The following is a 21,474-nucleotide window of genomic DNA, read 5'->3' as shown; positions in this document are numbered from 1 at the left end:
AAATTACACCATGAAACAAGCAGTGATTGTCGATTGTATCCGGACCCCTATGGGTCGCTCTAAGGCCGGTATTTTCCGTAATGTTCGTGCTGAAGAATTATCTGCCGCTGTGATGGCTGGCCTGCTGGAACGCAACCCGGCCTTAAACCCAAGCGAGATTGACGACGTGATTTGGGGCTGTGTGCAGCAGACGCTGGAACAGGGGTTTAACGTGGCCCGTAATGCGGCCCTGATGGCGGGTATCCCGCATTCAGTGCCAGCGGTTACCGTCAACCGCCTCTGTGGCTCGTCCATGCAGGCGCTGCACGATGCCGTACGTGCTATTCAAACAGGCATGGGTGAGGTCTACCTGATTGGTGGTGTGGAGCATATGGGCCATGTGCCTATGACGCACGGCGTCGATTTCCACCCGAAACTCGGCACTTCTGTGGCCAAAGCCGCTGGCATGATGGGTTTAACTGCAGAATTGCTGGGTAAAATGCATGGCATCAGCCGTCTGCAGCAGGATGAGTTTGGTGCCCGCTCGCACCGTCTGGCGCATGAAGCCACACTACAAGGCCGATTTAAAAACGAAATTCTGCCGGTGGAAGGCCACGACGCCGATGGCGCGCTGCGCCTGTTTGATACCGACGAAGTGATCCGCCCGGAAACCACAGTAGAAGCCCTGGCGGCACTGCGTCCTGTGTTTGACCCGGCCAACGGTACTGTGACCGCAGGCACGTCCTCAGCTTTGTCTGATGGCGCCTCTGGCATGCTGGTGATGAGTGAAGACAAGGCCAAAGCGCTGGGTCTGCCCATTCGCGCCCGCGTGATTGGTATGGGTGTGGCTGGCTGCGACCCGTCGATTATGGGTTATGGCCCGGTTCCGGCCTCGCAAAAAGCCTTAAAAGCGGCGGGCATCAGCATTGACGAGATTGACTACGCTGAACTGAACGAAGCTTTTGCTGCACAGGCGCTGCCGGTGATGAAAGACTTAGGTTTACTGCCAGTGATGGAACAAAAAGTGAACCTCAATGGCGGTGCTATCGCGTTAGGTCACCCGTTGGGTTGCTCGGGTTCACGGATCAGCACGACGCTGATCAACGTGATGGAAAGCAAAGGCGGTAAATATGGTCTGGCCACTATGTGTATTGGTTTAGGTCAGGGTATTGCCACAGTGTTCGAGCGCGTGGAATAATGCGCGCGCTCCAATAACCTGTGGAGCACAAAGGGTAAACCCAAAGGGCAGCGCAAGCTGCCCTTTGCTTTTCCGGCATGGACTAAATATCGTCGCACAGCTACCATAGCGACCTTTCCAGCAAAGCAGGACATACCATGACCAAACCAACTGCAGCATTATTTACCAGTGCCAATGAGCAGCTGGATGCCTTGGGTTTGCGCTGCCCGGAACCTGTGATGATGACCCGACTGGCCATTCGTAAACTGCAGGCCGGCGACACCCTGCTGATTATTGCCGATGACCCGGCCACTACCCGCGACATTCCAGCCTTCTGTCGTTTTATGGACCATGAACTGCTGGCCAGCGACACCAGCGAACTGCCTTACCGCTATCTGATAAAAAAGGGCTAAACCCACTTATTGGTCAGTTTCCACTGTCGATTGACGTATTTCGGCGATTGACTGGAAACGGCACGCCTTCTTTGTCGGCAATTTTTAGGATAAACGCATCAACTCAAGGAGAATGACGATGCGTTTATTACCCACACAAAAGCACCTGAATGTACTGATGCTAAGCGGTCTGCTCGCCCTGACCATTAAAACCCAATGGCTGCCCAGCGACCAAAGCACAGTGCGAGAGCTAAACGTGCAACGTATTAATGTAATGGAGCCCAGCGGTCACCCACGGCTGGTGATTGCCAATACAGCCCACGCCCCGAAGGCCATAAAAGAAGGCAAAGAGTTTTTCGATCCGGGCCCGCGGCCAGGCATGATTTTCTATAACGACGAAGGCACTGAAAATGGCGGTTTTGTGTTTCGCGGCTTTGCAAAAGACGGCAAGGTCGAACATGGCTTGCATTTATCGTTTGACCGTTACAATCAGGATCAGACCCTGGCTTTGCAACACATAGAGCAAGATGGACGGTTGATCACAGGGCTGAATCTGGTGGACAGACCGCAGTACCCTATTGATCAATACATGACGCTGATGCTGGCGGTGCAGCAAGGTGACACTGAAGCGCAGAGCAAGCTGCAGCAGTTAGAACAACAACAGCCGGATATTCATGGCAACAGACGCGCGTTTTATGGCACAGTAGACCGCAAAGCAATGCTACAACTTAATGATCCACAAGGTAAAAAGCGTATTGAAATGGCTGTGGGTAAAGACGGACAACCTCAACTGGTATTTTATGCCGCCGATGGCAGTGAGCTGCTGCGTTTACCCGACACCAGCCAGGTGACACCATGAACAGGTTAAAAACCCTGGCCCTGTTGGCCGCGGTCTCCCTGCTGTTTAGTCTCTACCTGGCGTTATTGCAAACAGCGCCAGGCCAACCCCTGCAATGGCATCCGGACGCGCCGGTCTGGCTGACCATGCAGGCAGCATTGGCGCTCTGGCTCAACCGGTCGATCGACAGACAACTCAGGCAGGTCTGCCAACCGACCGGATTGTTGCAAGGTTTCGCACTGAGCTTTGCCTGCAGTGCCCTGTTGTTTGTCGGTCTAATGACTGTTGCGCAACTGCTGATTGATTGGGCATGGCAGCAGCCTGCCCAGTTACAGCAGTATTTGCGCATCGCCTTAATGTATCTGTTGCTGCATAGCCTGATTGCAGGCGCAGACTGCTTCTGGCGCAGCCTGAAACAACAACAACAGCAGCAGCTGACGCTGATCAAAGCCGAACAAAGTGCGCAGCGCTACAAGCTGCAAACCCTGCAGCAACAACTTGAACCGCATTTTTTGTTTAATAACCTGAATATTTTATCGGTGCTTATTCATAAAAATGCCGACCTGGCAGAAGAGTTTTTGCAGCAATTTGCCGATTTTTACCGGCTGATGCTGCAGCACAGCAGTCAGCCATTGGTCAGTCTGCAAGACGAACTGACTCTGGCACAACTGTATATGGCGTTACAGCAACAGCGTTTTGGCCAGGCCTATCAGCTGTCTGTTGAGCCTGAGCTTGAACGCATGGATGCGTTATTGGTGTCTGCCAGCTTGCAGCTGCTGCTGGAAAATGCGCTCAAACATAATCAGGCCAGCACTGAACAACCGCTCCTGATCAGCCTAAGTTACCAGCAAAACATGCTGAGCGTGTCACATCAGCGCCGACCTAAAGTTCACGCTTTGTCTGGTACCGGCACCGGGCTCGCCAATCTGCAGCAGCGCTGTCAGCAGATACTCGGCTTGCCGATAGCAATTCTGGCAGGGACCGATCATTTCGAAGTGAAGCTGCCACTACAACAGAAGGAGGCCGCAGGTGCGTTACTTGCTGATTGAAGATGAAGTATTGGCGGCGGAAAAGCTACAGGCGTTTATGACTCGTTACCAACCAGAGGCACGGATGGTTGCGCAGTTAAGCTCGGTGGCACAAGTGCTGGCATTTTTCCAGGCGCCGGAGCCTCTGGATTTAATAGTGGCAGATGTGGAACTGACCGACGGCCAGGTGTTTCACGCGCTGGAGCGACTGCAGCTGCCTTGCCCTGTGTTATTCAGCACGGCCTACGATCAGTACTGGATGCAGGTATTTCAATACCAGGCGGTGGATTATCTGCTGAAACCCTATACCTACAGTCGTTTTACTGAAGCGATGTCGAATCTGGAACAGCGCCGTTTGCAGCAGCCTTTTCACCACAAAGCGGGGTTTAAGAAACGATTTTTGATTCGTCAGAACCAGCAGTTGCTGGTGCTGCCGGTGGAACAGGTATGGCTGATCCAGGCTGCTGGCGGCGCTCTGGTCGCCACAGACCTGCAGGCACGGCAACATGTGCTGCAGGAGACGAACCTTTCTGAGCTGGAAGCCCAGCTCGACCCACAACAGTTTTTCCGGTTAAACCGCAGTGATCTGATCCATATAGACGCTGTAACGCGTATTGAGCCTTACACTAAAGACAGCCTGGCGGTGTTTTGTGCAGGCAGCAAGGAAGCTCTGCTAACCAGTAAAACCCGCACCGCCGCCTTCCGGCGCTGGCTGAATCAATAACTCAGCCAGCCGCCAGCTCGCTGATCAAAGTCTGCAAATGCTCCAACTTTGCTTTGGCCACTTTTTTCTTATGTTCTAACCAGAGCCAAGCTGTCAAACAGAGCGGAGTCACCAACAGACTGTATGCATTTAACAAGGCTTCAGGAACCTGCTGTGGCTGCCACCAGGCCAAGGCCCACATCAGCAGGATGAAAAATAACAGGGCGACACAGCTGTACTGGTTGTAACTTAAATAACGGACTGATGCTTGCTGACTGCGCAACCTGAATTGCAGCAAACCCGAACTGCTCCAGTCGGCATAAGCCAATAAAGGTAAATGCAACTTCCAACTTAATACTGCCTGCACCAGAGCACCTACAACCAAAAACACTGCAGATAAGCCCCCTAACCAGGTTGGCAGTAGCAGCCAGGCAGCTCCGGCTCCAGCCAGCATCACCACACTGGCAATCAGTTCAGCCACTGCAACCCAACGTCGTCGTTGCTGGCGCTGCAAGGCAGCCGAAAGATCCAGCTCGACCTGAGGCTGCTGCTGTTGCCAGCTTTTGGCGAATTCAGAAAAATCAACGGGCTCTGACATGGTCTAACAACTCCTGTAATTCTGTTTTGGCCCGGCTTAGCCGAACCCGCACTGCGCCATGGCTTAAACCCAGGATGTCTGCTATCTGCTGTGGGTCTGTATCTTCCATGGCCAGCAAGACAACCTGACGGTGTGCAGGTGACAGTTGCTGCACCGCCTTCAACAATAGGTTACTTTGTTGCTCTGAAGCCCTCAGCTCTGAAGGGCAAGGCTCCACCAACTCGTCCGGTAAATCCTGTTCTTCCAACGACTGCCAGCGCTGTCGGCTGGCCCTGGCTATATGATCCACAGCCACATTGTGCATGACCCGAAACAGGTAAGCGCGCTGATTTTCAGCGGCTGCCAGTCGCTCGGCCGAATGATACAAGGCCAGGTACAATTCCTGCGTCAGGTCCTGTCGTAATGAGGGGTCCGCTTCATAACCCAACAAGGTTCGGCTGATAGCCGCTTTGTACTGTTGCCATAATGCCAGCACCTGCTGATGGGCTGTTTTGCTCATAGTTTTATCGCTTTCTTCCCTGTATCTGTATCGACCATACCTTGCCCTAGTCTGCCCTAACTACGAATTTGTTACAAAAAAATAAAAAATATTTTCTGTAACAGTTTGAGGTGATTCAACGACTTAAGTTACGAACCCAAAAAAATCAGCAGACATCTTGAGTCCCTTGGGTGAGTTAGCCGCTTGTCCAAGGGCAGAAAATTAACCAACAAATTGAAATCAACTTACGGAGTGTGACATATGGAATTTATCAACGAATTTACCGCGAAACTGATGGCGATGAACGGCTTTACATTGGCAGGCTTTATCCTGCTGTTTTTACTGGTCTGGTTTTTGCCAACTCTGCTCGCCAGTTTGTTTAACCGCAAGCATTTGGGAAAAATTGCCCTGCTGAATATTCCGGCGGGATTTTCCTGGATTGCCTGGGTAGCATTGATCGGCTGGGCCGCCACAGGAAAGCTAACCGACGCCATGGCGCGTAAGGCCAAGTTGCCAGCGAAAGAACATGCGGCCCACTAACCCAGTCACGCCAGTCGCCTTTCGCAGAAAATAAAAAAGGAGCATCAGCTCCTTTTTTATTGGGGTGTTGTCAGCGCTGTATTACTGCAGTACAGAAATATCGGCAACTCGCAGGAATAAGTCGCGTAAACGCGCCAACAAAGCCTGACGGTTTAACCGTACCGCAGCGTCTTCGGCATTCACCATCACCTGATCAAAGAACTGATCCACAACGTCACGCAGTGCCGCTAAATGCGCCAGCGCTTCTGTGTAGTTGTCGACTTTCGCCTGATACGCCAGCTCCGCACTGATGGCGCTGTACAGTGCTTTTTCGGCCGCTTCAGTTAACAGCGCTTCATTGACCCTTGCAGGGATGGCTTCGGTTACTTTGGCCAGAATATTCCCCACCCGTTTATTGGCGGCAGCCAATGCCAGCGCAGCATCCAGTTTACGGAACTCAGCCACAGCTTTAACCCGGCGGTCAAAATCGGCCGGGTTGGTTGGACGACGCGCCAACACAGCCTGGATTACATCGACACCCACACCTTCAGCTTCATACCAGGCGCGGAAGCGGCCCAGCATAAAGTCCAGTACTTCATCAGACACTGTCGCCTGGGTCAGTTTGTCACCAAAGGTGGTTTTGCTGAACTCAATCAGTTCGACCAGGTCCAGTGGCAGTTGTTTCTCAACCATAATACGCAAAGCACCAATAGCGGCACGGCGCAGGGCAAAGGGGTCTTTATCGCCTTTTGGCGCCTGACCAATACCAAAGATACCGACCAACGAATCCAGTTTATCGGCAATAGCTACAGCACAGGCTTCCAGCTGGCTTGGCAGGCTGTCGCCAGCAAAACGAGGCTTGTATTGCTCGTTCAGCGCCACAGCAACTGCCTCGGCTTCACCATCCAGCCTGGCATAGTGCATACCCATCACGCCCTGCACCTCCGGGAACTCGCCAACCATATCGGTCATCAGATCCGTTTTGGACAACAGACCAGCACGTTCGGCATGCTGTGTATCGGCGCCAATTTTACCGGCAATAAAGGCCGCTACTTTGGCAATACGCTCAGACTTCTCCAACAAAGTGCCCAGCTTTTGCTGGAACAGCACTGTGCCTAATGACGGCAGACGGTCCACCAGTTTGGTTTTACGGTCTGTCTGGAAAAAGAACTGCGCGTCCGTCAGACGTGGACGTACCACTTTTTCGTTGCCGCTGATGATTTGGCTTGGGTCTTTGCTGGCAATGTTGGCGACAAAAATGAATTTGTTCAGCAACTTGCCGTCTTTACCCAGCAGCGGAAAGTACTTCTGATTGTCCTTCATTGTGGACACCAGCGGCTCAGGTGGCACTTGCAGGAAGCGCTCTTCAAAACTGCCTACCAGCACCACAGGCCACTCGACCAAAGACGCCACTTCGTCCAGCAAGTCTTCATCCATCGGCACTACACCGTTCAGGCTGGCCGCTGTTTTCTCCACTTCCGCGCGAATAAAGGCTTTGCGCTTGTCGTAGTCTGCCACCACATAAGCTTGTTCTAAGGTCGGCAGATAGGCATCCGCATCAGCAATTTCAACCAGTGCTGGCGCATGAAATCGGTGACCAGGCGTCACACGGCCTGCGACTTTACCCAGCACTGTGGCCGGCACCACGTCCTTCCCAAACAGCATAATGACGGTATGAACCGGGCGGATAAACTCGGCGTCGTTAGCCCCCCAACGCATGGGTTTGGCGATAGGCAACCTGGCCAGCGCAGTTGTCACTACCTGCTCCAGTAAAGTTACAGTCGCAGCGCCCAGCACCTTCGCGGTATGAATCAGCCAGGCACCTTTATCTGTTTCCAGCTTTTGAGCCTGGTCTACAGTAATGCCATTGGCTTGTGCCCAGGCCTGTGCCGCTTTGGTAGGATTGCCTTGTGCATCAAAAGCACCGGCTAAAGACGGGCCACGTTTTTCCACTTCTTTATCGGCTTGCTGTTCGGCCAGGCCGTTCACGCGCACGGCTAAACGACGCGGAGCGGCATACCAGTGACTGCTGGTAAAAGCTAAATCCAGTTTGCTCAGCTCATCTGTGATGTTCTGCTGCAGCGCTGTGGCTAAGGTCTTCAGCGCCTTTGGTGGCAACTCTTCAGTGCCAATTTCTACAAAAAAATCTTGTGCCACTGTCAGGCCTCCTGGCTTTGTTTACTGCTACGGCATAACGGGAAGCCCAGCTTTTCGCGCGCGGCGTAATAGGCTTCAGCACAGGCTTTGGCCAGAGTACGGACCCGCAGAATGTAACGCTGACGTTCAGTCACGGAGATGGCGTGACGGGCGTCCAACAGATTAAAGGCGTGCGAGGCTTTCATCACTTTTTCATAGGCCGGCAATGCCAGGCCCGCTTCAATCAAACGCTGGCTTTCCGCTTCGCATTGGTCGAAGTACGCAAACAATGCCGGTACGTCGGCGTATTCAAAGTTATAAGTGGATTGTTCAATCTCGTTTTGCAGGAACACGTCACCGTAAGTCACACGACCTAACGGACCGTCAGTCCAGACCAGATCGTAAATAGAATCGACGCCCTGAATATACATGGCCAGACGTTCTAAACCATAAGTAATTTCGCCTGTGACCGGACGGCATTCTAAGCCCCCCACCTGCTGGAAGTAAGTAAACTGAGTCACTTCCATGCCGTTGAGCCAGACTTCCCAGCCCAGACCCCAAGCGCCCAGCGTTGGCGATTCCCAGTTGTCTTCCACAAAACGGATATCGTGAACCAGGGTATCAATGCCTAGTTCACGTAATGAGCCAAGATACAGTTCCTGAATATTGTCTGGTGATGGCTTTAAGATCACCTGGAACTGGTAATAATGCTGCAGACGGTTTGGATTTTCACCGTAGCGGCCATCGGTCGGACGGCGACAGGGTTGCACATAAGCGACGTTGGTTGGCTCTGGGCCTAAGCTGCGCAGAAAGGTCATAGGGTGGAAAGTACCGGCCCCTACTTCCAGGTCCAGTGGCTGCACAATAACACAGCCCTGACGCGCCCAATAATCTTGTAATGCCAGGATTAACCCCTGGAAGGTCTTGATGTCGTACTTTTGCATTCGCCTGACCTGTGACTTCAAAAAATGACTGAAAAGTATACCCATTTGCGGCCTTGAACTGTAGCGCCAAGCCGCGTTTTTTAAGGGTTTTATTCAGATTTAAAGGCTTGAAGAGTCTTGAGAGGTGTCTTGCTCTAACTCTTTGATGATATCTCTGAGTTTCATTTTGAATAAGGAGTCAATTTGCGCATCACTTAGTTTGTCCACTTTATTCGCTCCTAAGTAACGTCGAAGAATCAACTTTTTCTCTACGGTGCTCATAGTGTCAAAGTTAACCACATATTTATGAGTAGATTTGTCTGTTCTACGCGCTTCATAATATGCCTTTAGAACCTTTTTAACTTTTATCTTATCTTTGATCCCTGCCCTAATAAGCATACTGTTCACAGTCGAATCAATATGACGAAAACTGGTTGTATTATCAGCTTGTGAAAAATAAAAAACCCAACCGAGCCTTTTTGATTGGAAAATACATCCCGAAAGTTTCAAGTTCAAGCGCCACTGACAAACGTCAAGAGCTTTTATTCGATCAGCAGCATTTTTTGAAAGTTCATTTTTATATTTATAGGCTGTTAGTACAGAGGCAATCTTCGATTCAAAATTTTTTATGCTGCTATCTTTAGGAGATATGCGACCAGCTTTGAATGAATACCCCAAATACTCAAAACCTTTTGAAACAGGTTCAACCTGAGTCTTAGAGCCAATTAAATCCCTTTCATGTGGTTCTAAAAGTTTGCTCTTTAAATAACTAATAGCCCGCTCATAGATGGCTTCCGAGTCTTCCGTATTACATAGGATTAGAATATCGTCAACATACCTAGTGTAGTGAAGACTAGGGTCTTCATAAAAATGTTGGTCAACATCTGAGATATAAATTTCAGCTAGTAAGTTTGATATGGATAGTCCTTGCGGCACACCTTTGTCATTAATGCTTGCGCTCACTCCCCCCCTCGGCACAGTAGGCGTTCTGATAGCATTTTGAATCAAAACTAACATTTGTTTTTTTCGTATCTTTTTCTTAAGTATCTTTAACAGCTGCTCGTGAGGTATTGATGGATAAAAGTTCTTCAAATCTATTTTGATAAAAGCATCGTAACTACCACTTTTGACAGCCTCAACAACACGATTAATTTTAATTTGAGGAATTTCAGTAATTGCTTGCGGATATAGTTTTGCAAGCAGCTTTGACAGCGCTTTAAGGATTACTCGGTCTCGTATTGTCGGGATAGATAACACTCTTGGGGGTTTGTTTGCGCCTTTTGAGATAAGTTTCTCTTTATACTGTGAGAATCTATAGCAATTAGAATGAATCCTTTCAAGTGCAGCCGAAATATCCTGCTTTGCCTCTTTCTCATAAATAAATGCGCGGCAGTTATCTATACCTGTTGCAGTACTATCTTTTATATATTTGGCATAAATCCCTAGTAATGAAGACAGCTTAAATAATTTGCTAAACTCTCGGCTCGCACTCATATGGAATACATTCCGAAAATAATGATTAGAGGTGTGATGATGAACGCAATTAAAAACAACCAAACAGCTGTTTTGACTACATAATAAAAAATGAACTCATGCCAGGCTGGCTTTCTAGTTGTCGAATTTTTGACTCTAAATGTCAAATCATCAAATTCAGTATGGTTTTCGCCTTTAGCTATGATTAATTGATATCTGTCGTCTACTTTACTGAACTCATCGATGGGAATCTCATTTTTAAATTCGAGTTCTCGGTACAAGTTTTGTAGTTCTAGGTAGTTCTTTCTCATTTCAATTTCGCGACCACGATAATCACGGTTTGATACAACCAACGATAGAACCAGTACGAATAGAGAAATGCACGTTAATAGAATGTCGCCGTTACTACCAAAAATCATAGGGAAGCGGATCATTACTATTGAAGATATAACTGTGATCAATGAGTACCAAATTAGTAGATACTGACTGGCTTTGTTGAGAAACATTAACCTTTCGTGGGCCATGATTCGCGCTTTGTAGGTAAACCACGCTTTATTCTTTAATGCATCTACATTTTTCATCCTTGAACTGCTCGGTGGGAATAATTAAGCACGTTAATACTTCAAATTGCTTCGAAGTCAAAACAAACACAAGTGTTGTTCATTAGATCCATCTCTAACCCGAAAGCTAGAAACCTGACACCCACCGAGCAGTTAAATAGTAACAAAGAATGACACAAAAATGCTGCAGAATGTACCCATCTAAACACTAATATCCCATCAAGGCCCTGTACAGCAATTCATTCATGGCCAAAGCAGTTAACTAAAGTGAAAATTTTGGTTTGTAACAGTATTAAAAAAGCAGGCTTTGTTTAGCCTGCTTTTTGTTTTTCCAGTTAACCAGAAAATTTACACATCCAGATTCGCGACTTTCAGTGCGTTCTCTTCAATAAAGTTACGACGAGGTTCTACTTCATCCCCCATCAGCGTGTTAAACAACTGATCGGCTGCGATGGCATCTTCAATAGTGACACGCAGCATACGACGGGTGTTTGGATCCATGGTGGTTTCCCACAGCTGCTCCGGGTTCATCTCCCCCAGACCTTTATAGCGCTGAATATACAAACCTTTTTTCGATTCAGCCATCAGCCATTCCAGCGCTTCAGCAAAGCTCTGCACTGGTTTGGTTTTTTCACCACGACGGATGTAACCACCTTCTTCCATCAGGTCACGAATCGCGTTGCCTAACTCCACAATACGCCCATAGTCGACCGAGTTGATAAAGTCATAATGCAGCGCATATTCGTTGTCGATGCCGTGCTGACGAATAATCACTTTTGGCACAGATAACTGACGCTCACGGTCTTCTGTGACTGCAAAACTGTAGCTGGAACCATCACCTTCACGTTCTTGCAGACGAGTCACCAGGTTTTTCACCCAGGCCTCTGTCGCTGCGGCATCTTTGCAGATGTCCACAGTGACAGCTGGCACATACACCAACTCAGTCAGCAGATTGATTGGGATCTTACGACTTAAGCGGGCAATAATGCTCTGTACCTTATGGTACTGCTGCACCAGGCTTTCCAGTGCTGCACCGCCAATACCTGGTGCATCGGCATTCACATGCAGGCTGGCTTCATCCAGCGCCAAAGTGGTCAAGAATTCAGTTAAGGCTGAATCGTCTTTAATATACTGTTCCTGCTTGCCTTTCTTCACTTTATACAGTGGTGGCTGCGCAATATAGATATAGCCCCGCTCAATCAGCTCAGGCGTCTGGCGATAGAAGAAGGTCAGCAGCAAAGTACGGATGTGGGAACCGTCAACGTCGGCGTCCGTCATCAGAATGATGCTGTGATAGCGGGTTTTATCCGGGTTGTATTCTTCGCGACCAATACCACAACCCAAGGCCGTGATCAGGGTCCCCACTTCCTGTGATGAAATCATTTTGTCGAAACGGGCTTTTTCCACGTTCAGGATCTTACCTTTCAACGGCAGAATGGCCTGGTTTTTGCGGTTGCGTCCCTGCTTGGCCGACCCCCCCGCAGAGTCACCCTCCACCAGGTAAAGTTCGGATAACGCCGGGTCTTTTTCCTGGCAGTCCGCCAGTTTTCCTGGTAATCCTGCGATATCCAATGCGCCTTTGCGGCGGGTCATTTCGCGGGCTTTACGGGCAGCTTCACGGGCACGGGCTGCGTCGACAATTTTGCTGACGATGATTTTGGCTTCACCCGGGTTTTCCAGCAGGTACTCGTTCAGCTTCTCGTGCATCGCACTTTCAACCGCCGATTTCACTTCGCTGGACACCAGTTTATCTTTGGTCTGCGAGCTGAATTTCGGGTCTGGCACTTTGACAGAGATAACGGCGGTCAGGCCTTCACGGGCGTCATCCCCTGTGGTCGCCACTTTCATTTTTTTGGCAAAACCTTCGGCTTCCATATAAGTGTTCAGTACCCGCGTCAAAGCGGAACGGAAGCCAGCCAGGTGAGTACCACCATCACGCTGAGGGATGTTGTTAGTGAAACAGTAGATGTTTTCCTGGAACGAGTCATTCCACTGCATCGACACTTCCACTGAGATACCATCTTCTTCACGCTGGGACGTAAAGTAGAATGCTTTCTGGTGCACAGGGGTTTTGGTACGGTTCAGGTACTGCACAAAGGCTTCGATACCACCTTCATATTTAAAGTGGTCTCGCTTATCTTCCCGCTCATCGGTCAGAATGATGCTGACACCAGAATTCAGGAATGACAGTTCACGCAGACGCTTGGCCAGAATATCGTAGTGGAAGTTGATGTCGCTGAATATGGTCGGGCTTGGCCAGAAACGAATTTCAGTTCCCGTGGAATCAGTTTCACCAACTACAGCCAAAGGTGCATCCGGCACACCTAAGCGATAGATTTGAGAATGCACCTGGTTTTTGCGGCGAATGGTCAGTTCCAGTTTGTCAGACAAAGCATTCACCACCGACACGCCCACACCATGCAAACCACCAGACACTTTATAAGAGTTGTCGTCGAACTTGCCACCGGCGTGTAACACCGTCATGATCACTTCGGCTGCTGACACCCCTTCTTCGTGCATATCGGTTGGAATACCACGACCATTGTCGCGTACTGATACTGAACCATCGGAATGGATGGTGACAAAAACGTCAGAGCAATAACCCGCTAAAGCTTCGTCGATGGAGTTGTCCACCACCTCGAATACCATATGGTGCAGGCCTGAGCCATCATCCGTGTCACCGATATACATACCGGGTCTTTTACGTACTGCATCAAGGCCTTTTAATACTTTGATACTCGACGAATCGTAATTATGTTCTTCGGCCATCTCATTCTGTCCGTTTTGTTATCTGCCCTTGTTCCACGTGAAACAATGCCGGGTTTTGTTCCGGTACTGATGGTAAAACCTGGTCAGCATTAATCGCAGTAATAAACACCTGCGAGTTAATGGTGTTTAAAAAACTAAAAATATGACGCTTGGAATTATCATCTAATTCCGACGCCAAATCATCTATTAATAACACCGGCCGCTTCTGGCCGTAGCTATAAATTAAGTTGTTTTGCGCAACCTTCAGCGCAAACAATAAAACCTTGAGTTGCCCGCGCGACAGCAGTTCTTCCACAGCCTGCTGCTGTACTTTCAGCTTTAAATCAGCTTTTTGTGGGCCATATTGGCTGTGCCCCAGACGTAAGTCCTGACTGAAATTCTGCTGCAACAGTTGTTGCAATTCTGCAGCACTCTGTATCCGCTCAGGCCAACCGGCGTAAAGTTGCAGTTCCAGCTGTTCTGCCCAGTTGATAGTGGTCATCAACGGGCTTAACGCCTGAGTGAGTGTCTCAATATAACTTTGGCGTAGACCATGCAGTTCAAAAGACAACTCTGCCAGATTCTGATCCCAATAAGCATATTCGTCGTTGTAACGCCTCTGGGTTTTCAGCAGTGCATTACGGTGTTTCAGGATACGTTGCAGTTTGCTCCACAACGGAAAAAACCGTTGTTCCACGTGAAACAACCCCATATCAAAAAACTGTCGCCGCTCTTTGGGCCCCCCCAGTAACAACTTAAAGGTCTCAGGTGTCACCAGCTGCACAGGCAACAACAACGCCAAATCAGATAAACGCTGCAGGTTGTCGCCGTTCAACCGCATCAGCAAATCCTGCTCCCGCTGGCGTTGTATACCTAAACTGGCGGCCTGGCCGGCCAGATCGATACTGGCATGCAGAATAAAGTCGTCCGTATTATGCCGAATGATTTTATCCAGACGGTTACTACGAAAAGAGCGGCCATGCGCAAGCAGATACACAGCTTCCAGCAAACTGGTTTTACCGCTGCCATTGGCACCACAGACCAGATTAATACCGGGATGCGGTGCTAATTCCGCCAGTTCAATATTGCGGAATCGATGCAACCGCAGCGAGCGTAACGCCATAATTTACAAACGCATTGGCATCACAACGTACATAGCACCAGTGTGGTTACCCACACCTTCGACTAACGCACTGGAGTTGGCGTCACTTAAATTCATAATCACCAAATCGGTTGACAGCGTGTTCAGGACATCCAGCAAATAACCCACGTTAAAGCCGATTTCCAGCGCCTCACCAACATACTCCACTTCGATCACTTCTTCGGCCTGTTCATGTTCAGGATTATTCGCCACTATCTGCAGCTCATTCTGGCCCGACAGGGTAAAACGCACGCCGCGGTATTTTTCGTTCGACAGAATGGATGCCCGCATGCAGGCGTCTTTTAAGACGTCACGATGTGCCGTTACCTTTTTTGTGCTGTTACGTGGTAACACACGACGGTAATCAGGGAAACGACCATCAATCAGCTTACAGCTGAAGCTAAACTGGCTGTCGGTCAGCCGGATATGGTTTTGCCCTAAACTCAGTTGAACCAGTTGCTCATCTGCGCTTAGCAGGCGCATAATTTCCAGCACACCTTTGCGCGGAATAATAATTTGTTTCTGATGGCCAGATGTCGCGGCGACATCCAGCGTGCTTAACGCCAGACGATGACCGTCTGTTGCGACAGCACGCAATACACCATTGTCCACTTCAAACAACAGGCCATTCAGGTAATAACGCACGTCCTGATTCGCCATCGAAAAAGCCGTGTCATCCAGCAAATGCCGCAACTGCTGACGTTCGAGTTGCAATTCGACCTCTCCAGCCCAGCTTTCCAGGTTCGGATAGTCGTTAGCGCTCAGCGTTGACAGGGTAAATTTACTTTTGCCTGTGCTGACCACACAGTTGTCTCCCTGCACGACAACGTCAAGCAGACTGCTGTCCGGCAAACTACGACAGATATCCAGCAACTTTTTGGCTGGCACTGTAATACGGCCTGGCACCTGAACCTGCTGCACCGGGGCATGGGCAACCAACTCAATTTCCAGATCGGTCCCGGTCAGCACTAACTGACCTTCGGCAGTGACTTCAATTAAGACATTCGACAAAATAGGCAAAGTGTGACGACGCTCAATAGCACCAGATACCATTTGCAATGGTTTCAGCAGAGCGTCCCGGTCAAGAGTAAATTGCATCATCAGTCCCTAGTGTTATGAAGACAAAGTCCGGATTAAATTCTGGAAATCTTCTTTTATTTCATGGGTTTCTTCTTTAAGCGACTCAATCTTACGGCAGGCGTGCAACACTGTGGTATGGTCGCGGCCACCAAAAGCATCACCAATTTCCGGCAAACTGTGGTTGGTCAGCTCTTTCGCCAGCGCCATTGCCATCTGCCTGGGCCGAGCCACTGAACGGCTGCGGCGTTTTGATAATAAGTCAGCCACCCTGATCTTGTAATACTCAGCCACAGTTTTCTGAATATTTTCAATGGTGACCAACTTGTCCTGCAAAGCCAGCATATCGCGAAGCGCTTCACGGACAAAATCAATGGTGATAGGACGACCGGTAAAATTGGCATTCGCCGAGATACGGTTTAACGCCCCCTCTAATTCCCTAACATTGGAACGAAGCCGTTTGGCGACAAAAAAAGCCACTTCTTCAGGCAAACGAATGTTAATTTCCTGAGCCTTACGCATCAGGATCGCAACGCGGGTTTCCAGTTCTGGAGGCTCAATCGCAATAGTCAGACCCCAGCCAAAGCGGCTTTTCAGCCGCTCTTCCACACCATCAATCTCTTTTGGATAACGATCACTGGTCAGAATGATCTGCTGATTGCCTTCAAGCAAAGCATTAAAGGTATGGAAGAACTCTTCCTGTGAACGGTCCTTTTTGGCGAAAAACTGAATATCATCAATCAGTAAGGCGTCCACTGAACGGTAGTAACGTTTGAATTCTTCAATGGCATTGTTCTGCAGTGCTTTGACCATGTCCTGTACAAAACGCTCAGAATGCATATAGATAACTTTGGCATCGGGTTTCTTCGCCAGAATGCCGTTACCGACTGCATGTAATAAGTGGGTTTTACCTAAACCAGTTCCACCGTAAAGGAACAAAGGATTGTACGCTGAACCAGGGTTGTCGGCCACCTGACGGGCGGCCGCCCGAGCCAGCTGGTTTGATTTACCTTCGACAAAGTTATCAAAGTTGTGTTTAGGATTCACATTGCTGTTCACAATGGTTTTTGGTGCTGGCTCGACCACGGCAGCCACCGGATTAGCCACGGCCACTTTTGGCAATGTCTGCACAGGTGCAGGGCTGACTTTTTGCGAAGATCCAACGTCGAAACGTAAACGGGGCGCATGATCTCCACAATACCCCTGGATCAACTCATTGATCCGGTTCAGGTATTTGTCGCGAACCCAGTCCAGTACAAAACGGTTGGGTGCATACAACGTCAGGGCATCATCAGAACTATCGGCTTGTAACGGACGGATCCAGGTACCGAAATCGCGGGCAGGTAACTCAGCCTGCAAAGCTTCAAGGCAGTTTTTCCAAACGGATTGATACACCTTTATCTCCAGAAAGCCCCTGTTTATTCTGATGAAGTCGGGCCGGCGTCAATGAAACGAGCAGCATTATGAACTGACTTTATCCACAACTTCAATATTGACTTTTGCAAAAATCACTGCTGAAGCAGGCAGCGGCCAAAAATGACTAATAACTAACTAATTTAATTGAAAATTAATTAGTTATACCAATTAGAAATAGCGCAGTCTCTGCTTAAACTGAGCAGACCTCCGGTGGTATTTAGTCACATTTTATTCAATGCGAAATGGCTTGCTTGTGGACAACTTTCAGCTGAATGAAAAAAATACAAGGATCAGAGGGTGGAAAGGTGAGGATCTGCGTTGACAAGACGCAAAGGCTCCCTTAAAATTCGCGCTCTTTTTTAATCGCTGCGTTTTGGTACTTACTAAAACACAGACCCTTAGTAAATATCGACCGGACGGACGAAGTTATGAAAAGAACCTTTCAACCTAGCGTTTTAAAACGTAAACGCAATCACGGCTTCCGTGCTCGCATGGCTACCAAAAATGGTCGTCAAGTATTAGCACGTCGTCGTGCTAAAGGCCGCAAACGCCTGACTCAAGTTTAAGCTTGGTCGCTGCGTGGTCAGCTACACATTCAGCAGGGAGTTACGGCTGTTAACTCCCAGCGAATTCAACAATGTCTTCCAGGAACCCTTCAGGGTATCTTCTCCTCTTTTCACCATCCTCTGTAAAGCCAATCAAAGGCCTGCGCCCAGATTAGGTCTGACCATCGCTAAAAAACGTGTTAAATTAGCCACGCAACGCAACCGGATTAAACGCTGCTGCCGCAATAACTTTCGTTTGCATCAGCATGAGTTACCACCGGTCGATTTGGTGCTTTTGGTCAAAGGCGATATCAGTACAACGCCGAATGCAGAATTGCATAAGCAACTGGAAAAGTTATGGGGCAAGATCAAACGCCAATATCAGGCATTACAGCAAAATTGCTGATTAAAGCCATTCGGGGTTATCAGCTGGTGCTCAGTCCGATGCTTGGCTCCAATTGTCGTTTTTACCCAACCTGCTCTCACTATTCCATTGAAGCCATTGATCGTTTTGGTGCGGTAAAAGGCAGTTGGTTAACCGCCAAACGTCTATTAAAATGTCACCCTTTACATCCCGGTGGTGAAGACCCGGTTCCACAACAGCAGAAAGAGACTAACTAACAGATGGATTCTCAACGCAGTTTATTAGTGATCGCCCTGGCTTTTGTCAGCTTATTATTATGGCAAGCCTGGCAGACGGACCATGCGCCCAAACCTGCCCCAGCAACAGCGACACAAAACGGCCAGCCAGCGGGCAATTCTGCCGAATTACAGCTGGGTAACACCAGCAGCAGCGCCAAGCCAGCAGTAACTGCTGTCACAGCACAACAGATTAAGGTGCGTACTGACGTACTGGAGCTGGTGATAGACACCAAAGGCGGCGATATCGTTGACCTGAAACTGCCAGCTTTCACTCTGGCCTTGAACAACCCTGAACCTTATCAGCTGATGCGTAAACTCAATGGTTTTGAGTATGTAGCACAATCAGGTTTACTGGCAGACGGTCCAGATGACAAGCGCAACAATGGTCGCCCTGTCTACTCCACAGGTCAAACTCAGTACCAACTGGCTGAAGGGCAAACAGAACTGGTTGTGCCGCTGACTTATCTGCATAACGGTCTGGAAATTGAAAAGCGTTATGTATTTACCGCAGGCAAATACGATGTCCGGGTAGAATATTTGCTGAAAAATACTTCAGACCAGACCAAACTGGTGCAGCCCTATCAACACCTGATCCAGACCATAGAAGGTGGCAAAACCAGCAGCATGATGATGCCGATTTACCGCGGCGCCGCTTACTCCACCAGTGAAAAACGTTATGAAAAATACGACTTCGAAGATATGCAGGAAACCAACCTGTTGTCTCCGACCAAAGGTGGCTGGGTTGCCATGCTGGAACACTATTTTGTTGCTGCCTGGATCCCACAAAAAGACACAGATAATCAGCTGTACAGTCTGGTGAACAATGGCAATGGTGTAATTGGAGCCCGAGGCCCGGAAGTCACTATTCCAGCGGGCGAAACCCAGACTTTAACTTCCGTTTTTTATGCTGGCCCTAAAGATCAAGACCACCTGGCTAACCTGGCGGATGGCCTGGATCTGACAGTGGACTATGGTTTCCTCTGGTTTATTTCTCAGCCTTTGTTTGCGTTGTTGACGCTGATCCAGGGTTTTGTCAGTAACTGGGGTGTGGCCATTATCATTATTACTCTGTTAATCAAAGGTTTGATGTTCCCTCTCACCAAAGTGCAGTACGAATCTCAGGCGAAGATGCGCAACCTGAAGCCGAAAATGGATGAAATTCAGGCCCGCTACAAAGATGACCGGCAGAAACTGGGCCCGGCCATGATGGAACTGTACCGCAAGGAAAAAGTTAACCCTATGGGGGGCTGCCTGCCAATGCTGATCCAAATGCCGATTTTCCTGGCGTTGTACTGGGTCTTCGTGGAAAGCGTGGAATTACGTCAGGCGCCTTTTGCCTTGTGGATCCAGGATTTGTCGGTTCAAGACCCCTATTACGTACTGCCGGTTTTATATGGCATCAGTATGTTTATTATGCAAAAGCTGACACCTATGACAGTGACAGACCCTATGCAACAGAAGATCATGTTGTGGATGCCAGTGGTATTCTCAGTATTCTTCCTCTGGTTCCCAAGTGGCCTGGTGTTGTACTGGGTGGTCAGCAACCTGATTTCTCTGGCTCAGATGCTCTACATTTATCGTGGCATGGAGAAAAAAGGCCTGTATAGCAGGGCTTAAAAGCGTCACCGTCTGACCAAGGCCTGCTGGTACCCTCACCAACAGGCCTTTTGTTTATCTGCAACCTGTTGGTAAAGAAGAGGTTTTATGTACAGTACAGACACTATTGCCGCTCAGGCCACCGCAACAGGCCGGGCAGGCGTAGGTATTATCCGGGTATCAGGCCCTGCTGTAACCGCGGTGGCACAGGCTCTGTTAGGTAAAGTGCCCAAAGCACGATATGCCGAATACCTGCCTTTCCTCGACCATCAGGGTCAGGTGCTCGATCAGGGCATAGCACTGTACTTCCCTGGGCCTAACTCCTTTACCGGCGAAGATGTGCTGGAACTGCAAGGTCATGGTGGGCCTGTGCTGCTGGATATGTTGTTGCGCCGGGTGCTGATGTTAAAAGGAGTTCGCATCGCCCGCCCAGGTGAGTTTTCTGAACGGGCTTTTCTCAATGACAAGCTGGATTTAACCCAGGCCGAAGCCATTGCCGACTTAATTGACGCCAGCAGTGAGCAGGCAGCCCGTTCAGCCATGCACTCTTTGCAGGGTGAATTCTCGCGTAAAATTCATGATCTGGTAGAGAAAGTCATTTATCTTCGAATGTACGTCGAAGCGGCCATTGATTTTCCGGATGAAGAAATCGACTTTTTATCCGACGGCAAAGTCTCAGGCGATTTAAGCGACATTATCAGTGATTTAAACGCAATTCAGCGCCAGGCCACCCAAGGCAGCATTTTGCGTGAAGGCATGCGCGTGGTGATAGCCGGCCGCCCTAATGCCGGTAAATCCAGCCTGCTGAACGCGTTGGCTGGTCGTGAAGCGGCTATTGTGACCGAAATTGCCGGTACCACCCGGGATGTCTTGCGGGAACATATTCATATTGACGGCATGCCGCTGCATATCATCGATACCGCAGGCCTACGCGAGGCCACAGACAAAGTGGAACAGATCGGTATCGAGCGCGCCTGGCAGGAAATAGAGCAAGCCGACCGCGTATTGTTTATGGTCGACGGCACCACCACTCAAGCCAGCAGCCCAGCTGAAATCTGGCCAGACTTTATTGCCCGTTTACCGAAAGATCTGGGTCTGACCGTCATTCGCAACAAAGCAGATTTAACAGGTGAAACTGTCGGCGCCAGTAGTAGTGGAGAGTTCCCGGTATTTCATATATCAGCCAAAACCAACTCTGGGATAGCTGAACTGCGTGAGCATTTAAAAGCCTGCATGGGTTTTGACGGAACAGGTGAAGGCAGCTTTATTGCCCGACGCCGTCATTTGGATGCATTAGCCCGCGCAGCCGAACATCTGGCCATTGGAGAACAGCAGTTGCATGACCACCTGGCTGGCGAATTGCTGGCAGAAGAGCTGCGACTGACGCAACAGCATCTCAATGAAATAACCGGGGAATTCAGCTCGGACGACCTGTTAGGCCGGATTTTCAGTTCATTCTGTATCGGTAAATAAAACGGGGAATAGAAACGGAAGCCCCTCACTCA

At 49.3% G+C, this 21,474-nt stretch carries 21 protein-coding genes; 11 read left to right on the top strand and 10 right to left on the bottom strand.

The genetic code is table 11. From position 1 onward, the window contains the following. The first annotated feature begins 10 nt into the window (after nt 1-10). The 5 genes from fadA to WKJ03_RS09300 all read left to right on the top strand — a co-directional run bounded on the left by fadA (nt 11) and on the right by WKJ03_RS09300 (nt 4,138). Nucleotides 11-1,177 carry an acetyl-CoA C-acyltransferase FadA gene (fadA, locus tag WKJ03_RS09320; protein ID WP_337841919.1) on the top strand — a complete coding sequence of 389 codons (1,167 nt, stop codon included), beginning with the start codon at nt 11-13 and terminating at the stop codon, nt 1,175-1,177. A 137-nt stretch (nt 1,178-1,314) separates the two neighbouring features. Further along, complete coding sequence (tusA, locus tag WKJ03_RS09315) at nt 1,315-1,569, top strand: sulfurtransferase TusA (RefSeq protein ID WP_337841918.1); 255 nt, start codon at nt 1,315-1,317, stop codon at nt 1,567-1,569. A 118-nt stretch (nt 1,570-1,687) separates the two neighbouring features. Then, the gene (locus WKJ03_RS09310) at nt 1,688-2,407 is read left to right on the top strand and encodes a hypothetical protein (RefSeq protein WP_337841917.1); all 720 of its coding nucleotides are present in this window, start codon (nt 1,688-1,690) and stop codon (nt 2,405-2,407) included. Then, nucleotides 2,404-3,435 carry a sensor histidine kinase gene (locus WKJ03_RS09305; RefSeq protein WP_337841916.1) on the top strand — a complete coding sequence of 344 codons (1,032 nt, stop codon included), beginning with the start codon at nt 2,404-2,406 and terminating at the stop codon, nt 3,433-3,435. The genes WKJ03_RS09310 and WKJ03_RS09305 overlap by 4 nt, the downstream gene beginning before the upstream one ends. Continuing rightward, nucleotides 3,416-4,138 carry a LytTR family DNA-binding domain-containing protein gene (locus WKJ03_RS09300; protein ID WP_337841915.1) on the top strand — a complete coding sequence of 241 codons (723 nt, stop codon included), beginning with the start codon at nt 3,416-3,418 and terminating at the stop codon, nt 4,136-4,138. The genes WKJ03_RS09305 and WKJ03_RS09300 overlap by 20 nt, the downstream gene beginning before the upstream one ends. A gap of 1 nt (nt 4,139) precedes the next feature. On the opposite strand, the gene WKJ03_RS09295 is transcribed toward WKJ03_RS09300, so the two are convergent. Both WKJ03_RS09295 and WKJ03_RS09290 read right to left on the bottom strand, forming a co-directional pair. Further along, nucleotides 4,140-4,715, bottom strand: a complete 576-nt coding sequence (locus WKJ03_RS09295; protein ID WP_337841914.1) for a hypothetical protein — start codon at nt 4,713-4,715, stop codon at nt 4,140-4,142. Next, nucleotides 4,699-5,214: an RNA polymerase sigma factor gene (locus WKJ03_RS09290; protein ID WP_337841913.1), complete on the bottom strand. Its 516-nt coding sequence runs from the start codon at nt 5,212-5,214 to the stop codon at nt 4,699-4,701. The genes WKJ03_RS09295 and WKJ03_RS09290 overlap by 17 nt, the downstream gene beginning before the upstream one ends. Nucleotides 5,215-5,454: 240 nt before the next feature. Here WKJ03_RS09290 and WKJ03_RS09285 point away from each other — a divergent pair, with 240 nt between their 5' ends. Then, entirely contained in the window at nt 5,455-5,733 is a 279-nt protein-coding gene (locus WKJ03_RS09285; protein ID WP_337841912.1) for a superinfection immunity protein, read from the top strand. An 81-nt stretch (nt 5,734-5,814) separates the two neighbouring features. On the opposite strand, the gene glyS is transcribed toward WKJ03_RS09285, so the two are convergent. From glyS to dnaA, 8 genes are all read right to left on the bottom strand, one after another. Continuing rightward, nucleotides 5,815-7,869 carry a glycine--tRNA ligase subunit beta gene (gene glyS / locus WKJ03_RS09280; protein WP_337841911.1) on the bottom strand — a complete coding sequence of 685 codons (2,055 nt, stop codon included), beginning with the start codon at nt 7,867-7,869 and terminating at the stop codon, nt 5,815-5,817. 2 nt (nt 7,870-7,871) lie between these two features. Further along, on the bottom strand, nt 7,872-8,792 hold the full coding sequence (glyQ, locus tag WKJ03_RS09275; protein WP_337841910.1) for a glycine--tRNA ligase subunit alpha: 921 nt from the start codon (nt 8,790-8,792) through the stop codon (nt 7,872-7,874). Between the two features lie 99 nt (nt 8,793-8,891). Next, nucleotides 8,892-10,265, bottom strand: a complete 1,374-nt coding sequence (locus WKJ03_RS09270; RefSeq protein ID WP_337841909.1) for a reverse transcriptase domain-containing protein — start codon at nt 10,263-10,265, stop codon at nt 8,892-8,894. Further along, entirely contained in the window at nt 10,262-10,825 is a 564-nt protein-coding gene (locus tag WKJ03_RS09265; RefSeq protein WP_337841908.1) for an SLATT domain-containing protein, read from the bottom strand. The genes WKJ03_RS09270 and WKJ03_RS09265 overlap by 4 nt, the downstream gene beginning before the upstream one ends. Before the next feature lie 327 nt (nt 10,826-11,152). Further along, nucleotides 11,153-13,573: a DNA topoisomerase (ATP-hydrolyzing) subunit B gene (gyrB, locus tag WKJ03_RS09260; RefSeq protein WP_337841907.1), complete on the bottom strand. Its 2,421-nt coding sequence runs from the start codon at nt 13,571-13,573 to the stop codon at nt 11,153-11,155. Nucleotide 13,574: 1 nt separating this feature from the next. Further along, on the bottom strand, nt 13,575-14,675 hold the full coding sequence (recF, locus tag WKJ03_RS09255) for a DNA replication/repair protein RecF (RefSeq protein WP_337841906.1): 1,101 nt from the start codon (nt 14,673-14,675) through the stop codon (nt 13,575-13,577). A gap of 3 nt (nt 14,676-14,678) precedes the next feature. Then, nucleotides 14,679-15,791 carry a DNA polymerase III subunit beta gene (gene dnaN, locus WKJ03_RS09250; RefSeq protein WP_337841905.1) on the bottom strand — a complete coding sequence of 371 codons (1,113 nt, stop codon included), beginning with the start codon at nt 15,789-15,791 and terminating at the stop codon, nt 14,679-14,681. A 15-nt stretch (nt 15,792-15,806) separates the two neighbouring features. Next, nucleotides 15,807-17,165 carry a chromosomal replication initiator protein DnaA gene (gene dnaA / locus WKJ03_RS09245; RefSeq protein ID WP_337841904.1) on the bottom strand — a complete coding sequence of 453 codons (1,359 nt, stop codon included), beginning with the start codon at nt 17,163-17,165 and terminating at the stop codon, nt 15,807-15,809. A 449-nt stretch (nt 17,166-17,614) separates the two neighbouring features. Here dnaA and rpmH point away from each other — a divergent pair, with 449 nt between their 5' ends. The 5 genes from rpmH to mnmE all read left to right on the top strand — a co-directional run bounded on the left by rpmH (nt 17,615) and on the right by mnmE (nt 21,442). After that, complete coding sequence (gene rpmH / locus WKJ03_RS09240) at nt 17,615-17,752, top strand: 50S ribosomal protein L34 (protein ID WP_337841903.1); 138 nt, start codon at nt 17,615-17,617, stop codon at nt 17,750-17,752. A 13-nt stretch (nt 17,753-17,765) separates the two neighbouring features. Beyond that, the gene (rnpA, locus tag WKJ03_RS09235; RefSeq protein WP_337841902.1) at nt 17,766-18,137 is read left to right on the top strand and encodes a ribonuclease P protein component; all 372 of its coding nucleotides are present in this window, start codon (nt 17,766-17,768) and stop codon (nt 18,135-18,137) included. Next, entirely contained in the window at nt 18,089-18,352 is a 264-nt protein-coding gene (gene yidD / locus WKJ03_RS09230) for a membrane protein insertion efficiency factor YidD (RefSeq protein ID WP_337841901.1), read from the top strand. Before rnpA ends, yidD begins: the two co-directional genes overlap by 49 nt. A gap of 3 nt (nt 18,353-18,355) precedes the next feature. Next, a complete protein-coding gene (yidC, locus tag WKJ03_RS09225) occupies nt 18,356-19,990 on the top strand; it encodes a membrane protein insertase YidC (RefSeq protein WP_337841900.1) in 1,635 nt (544 codons plus the stop codon). A gap of 87 nt (nt 19,991-20,077) precedes the next feature. Beyond that, nucleotides 20,078-21,442, top strand: coding sequence for a tRNA uridine-5-carboxymethylaminomethyl(34) synthesis GTPase MnmE (gene mnmE / locus WKJ03_RS09220; protein ID WP_337841899.1), 1,365 nt, complete (start codon nt 20,078-20,080; stop codon nt 21,440-21,442). Nucleotides 21,443-21,474 lie beyond the last annotated feature (32 nt).

It is taken from the genome of Rheinheimera sp., assembly GCF_037442525.1.
In the GTDB taxonomy this organism is placed as follows: Bacteria; Pseudomonadota; Gammaproteobacteria; order Enterobacterales; family Alteromonadaceae; genus Pararheinheimera.
Note: the sequence above shows the minus strand (reverse complement) of the source record. Positions and strands in the feature narration are given on the sequence as shown.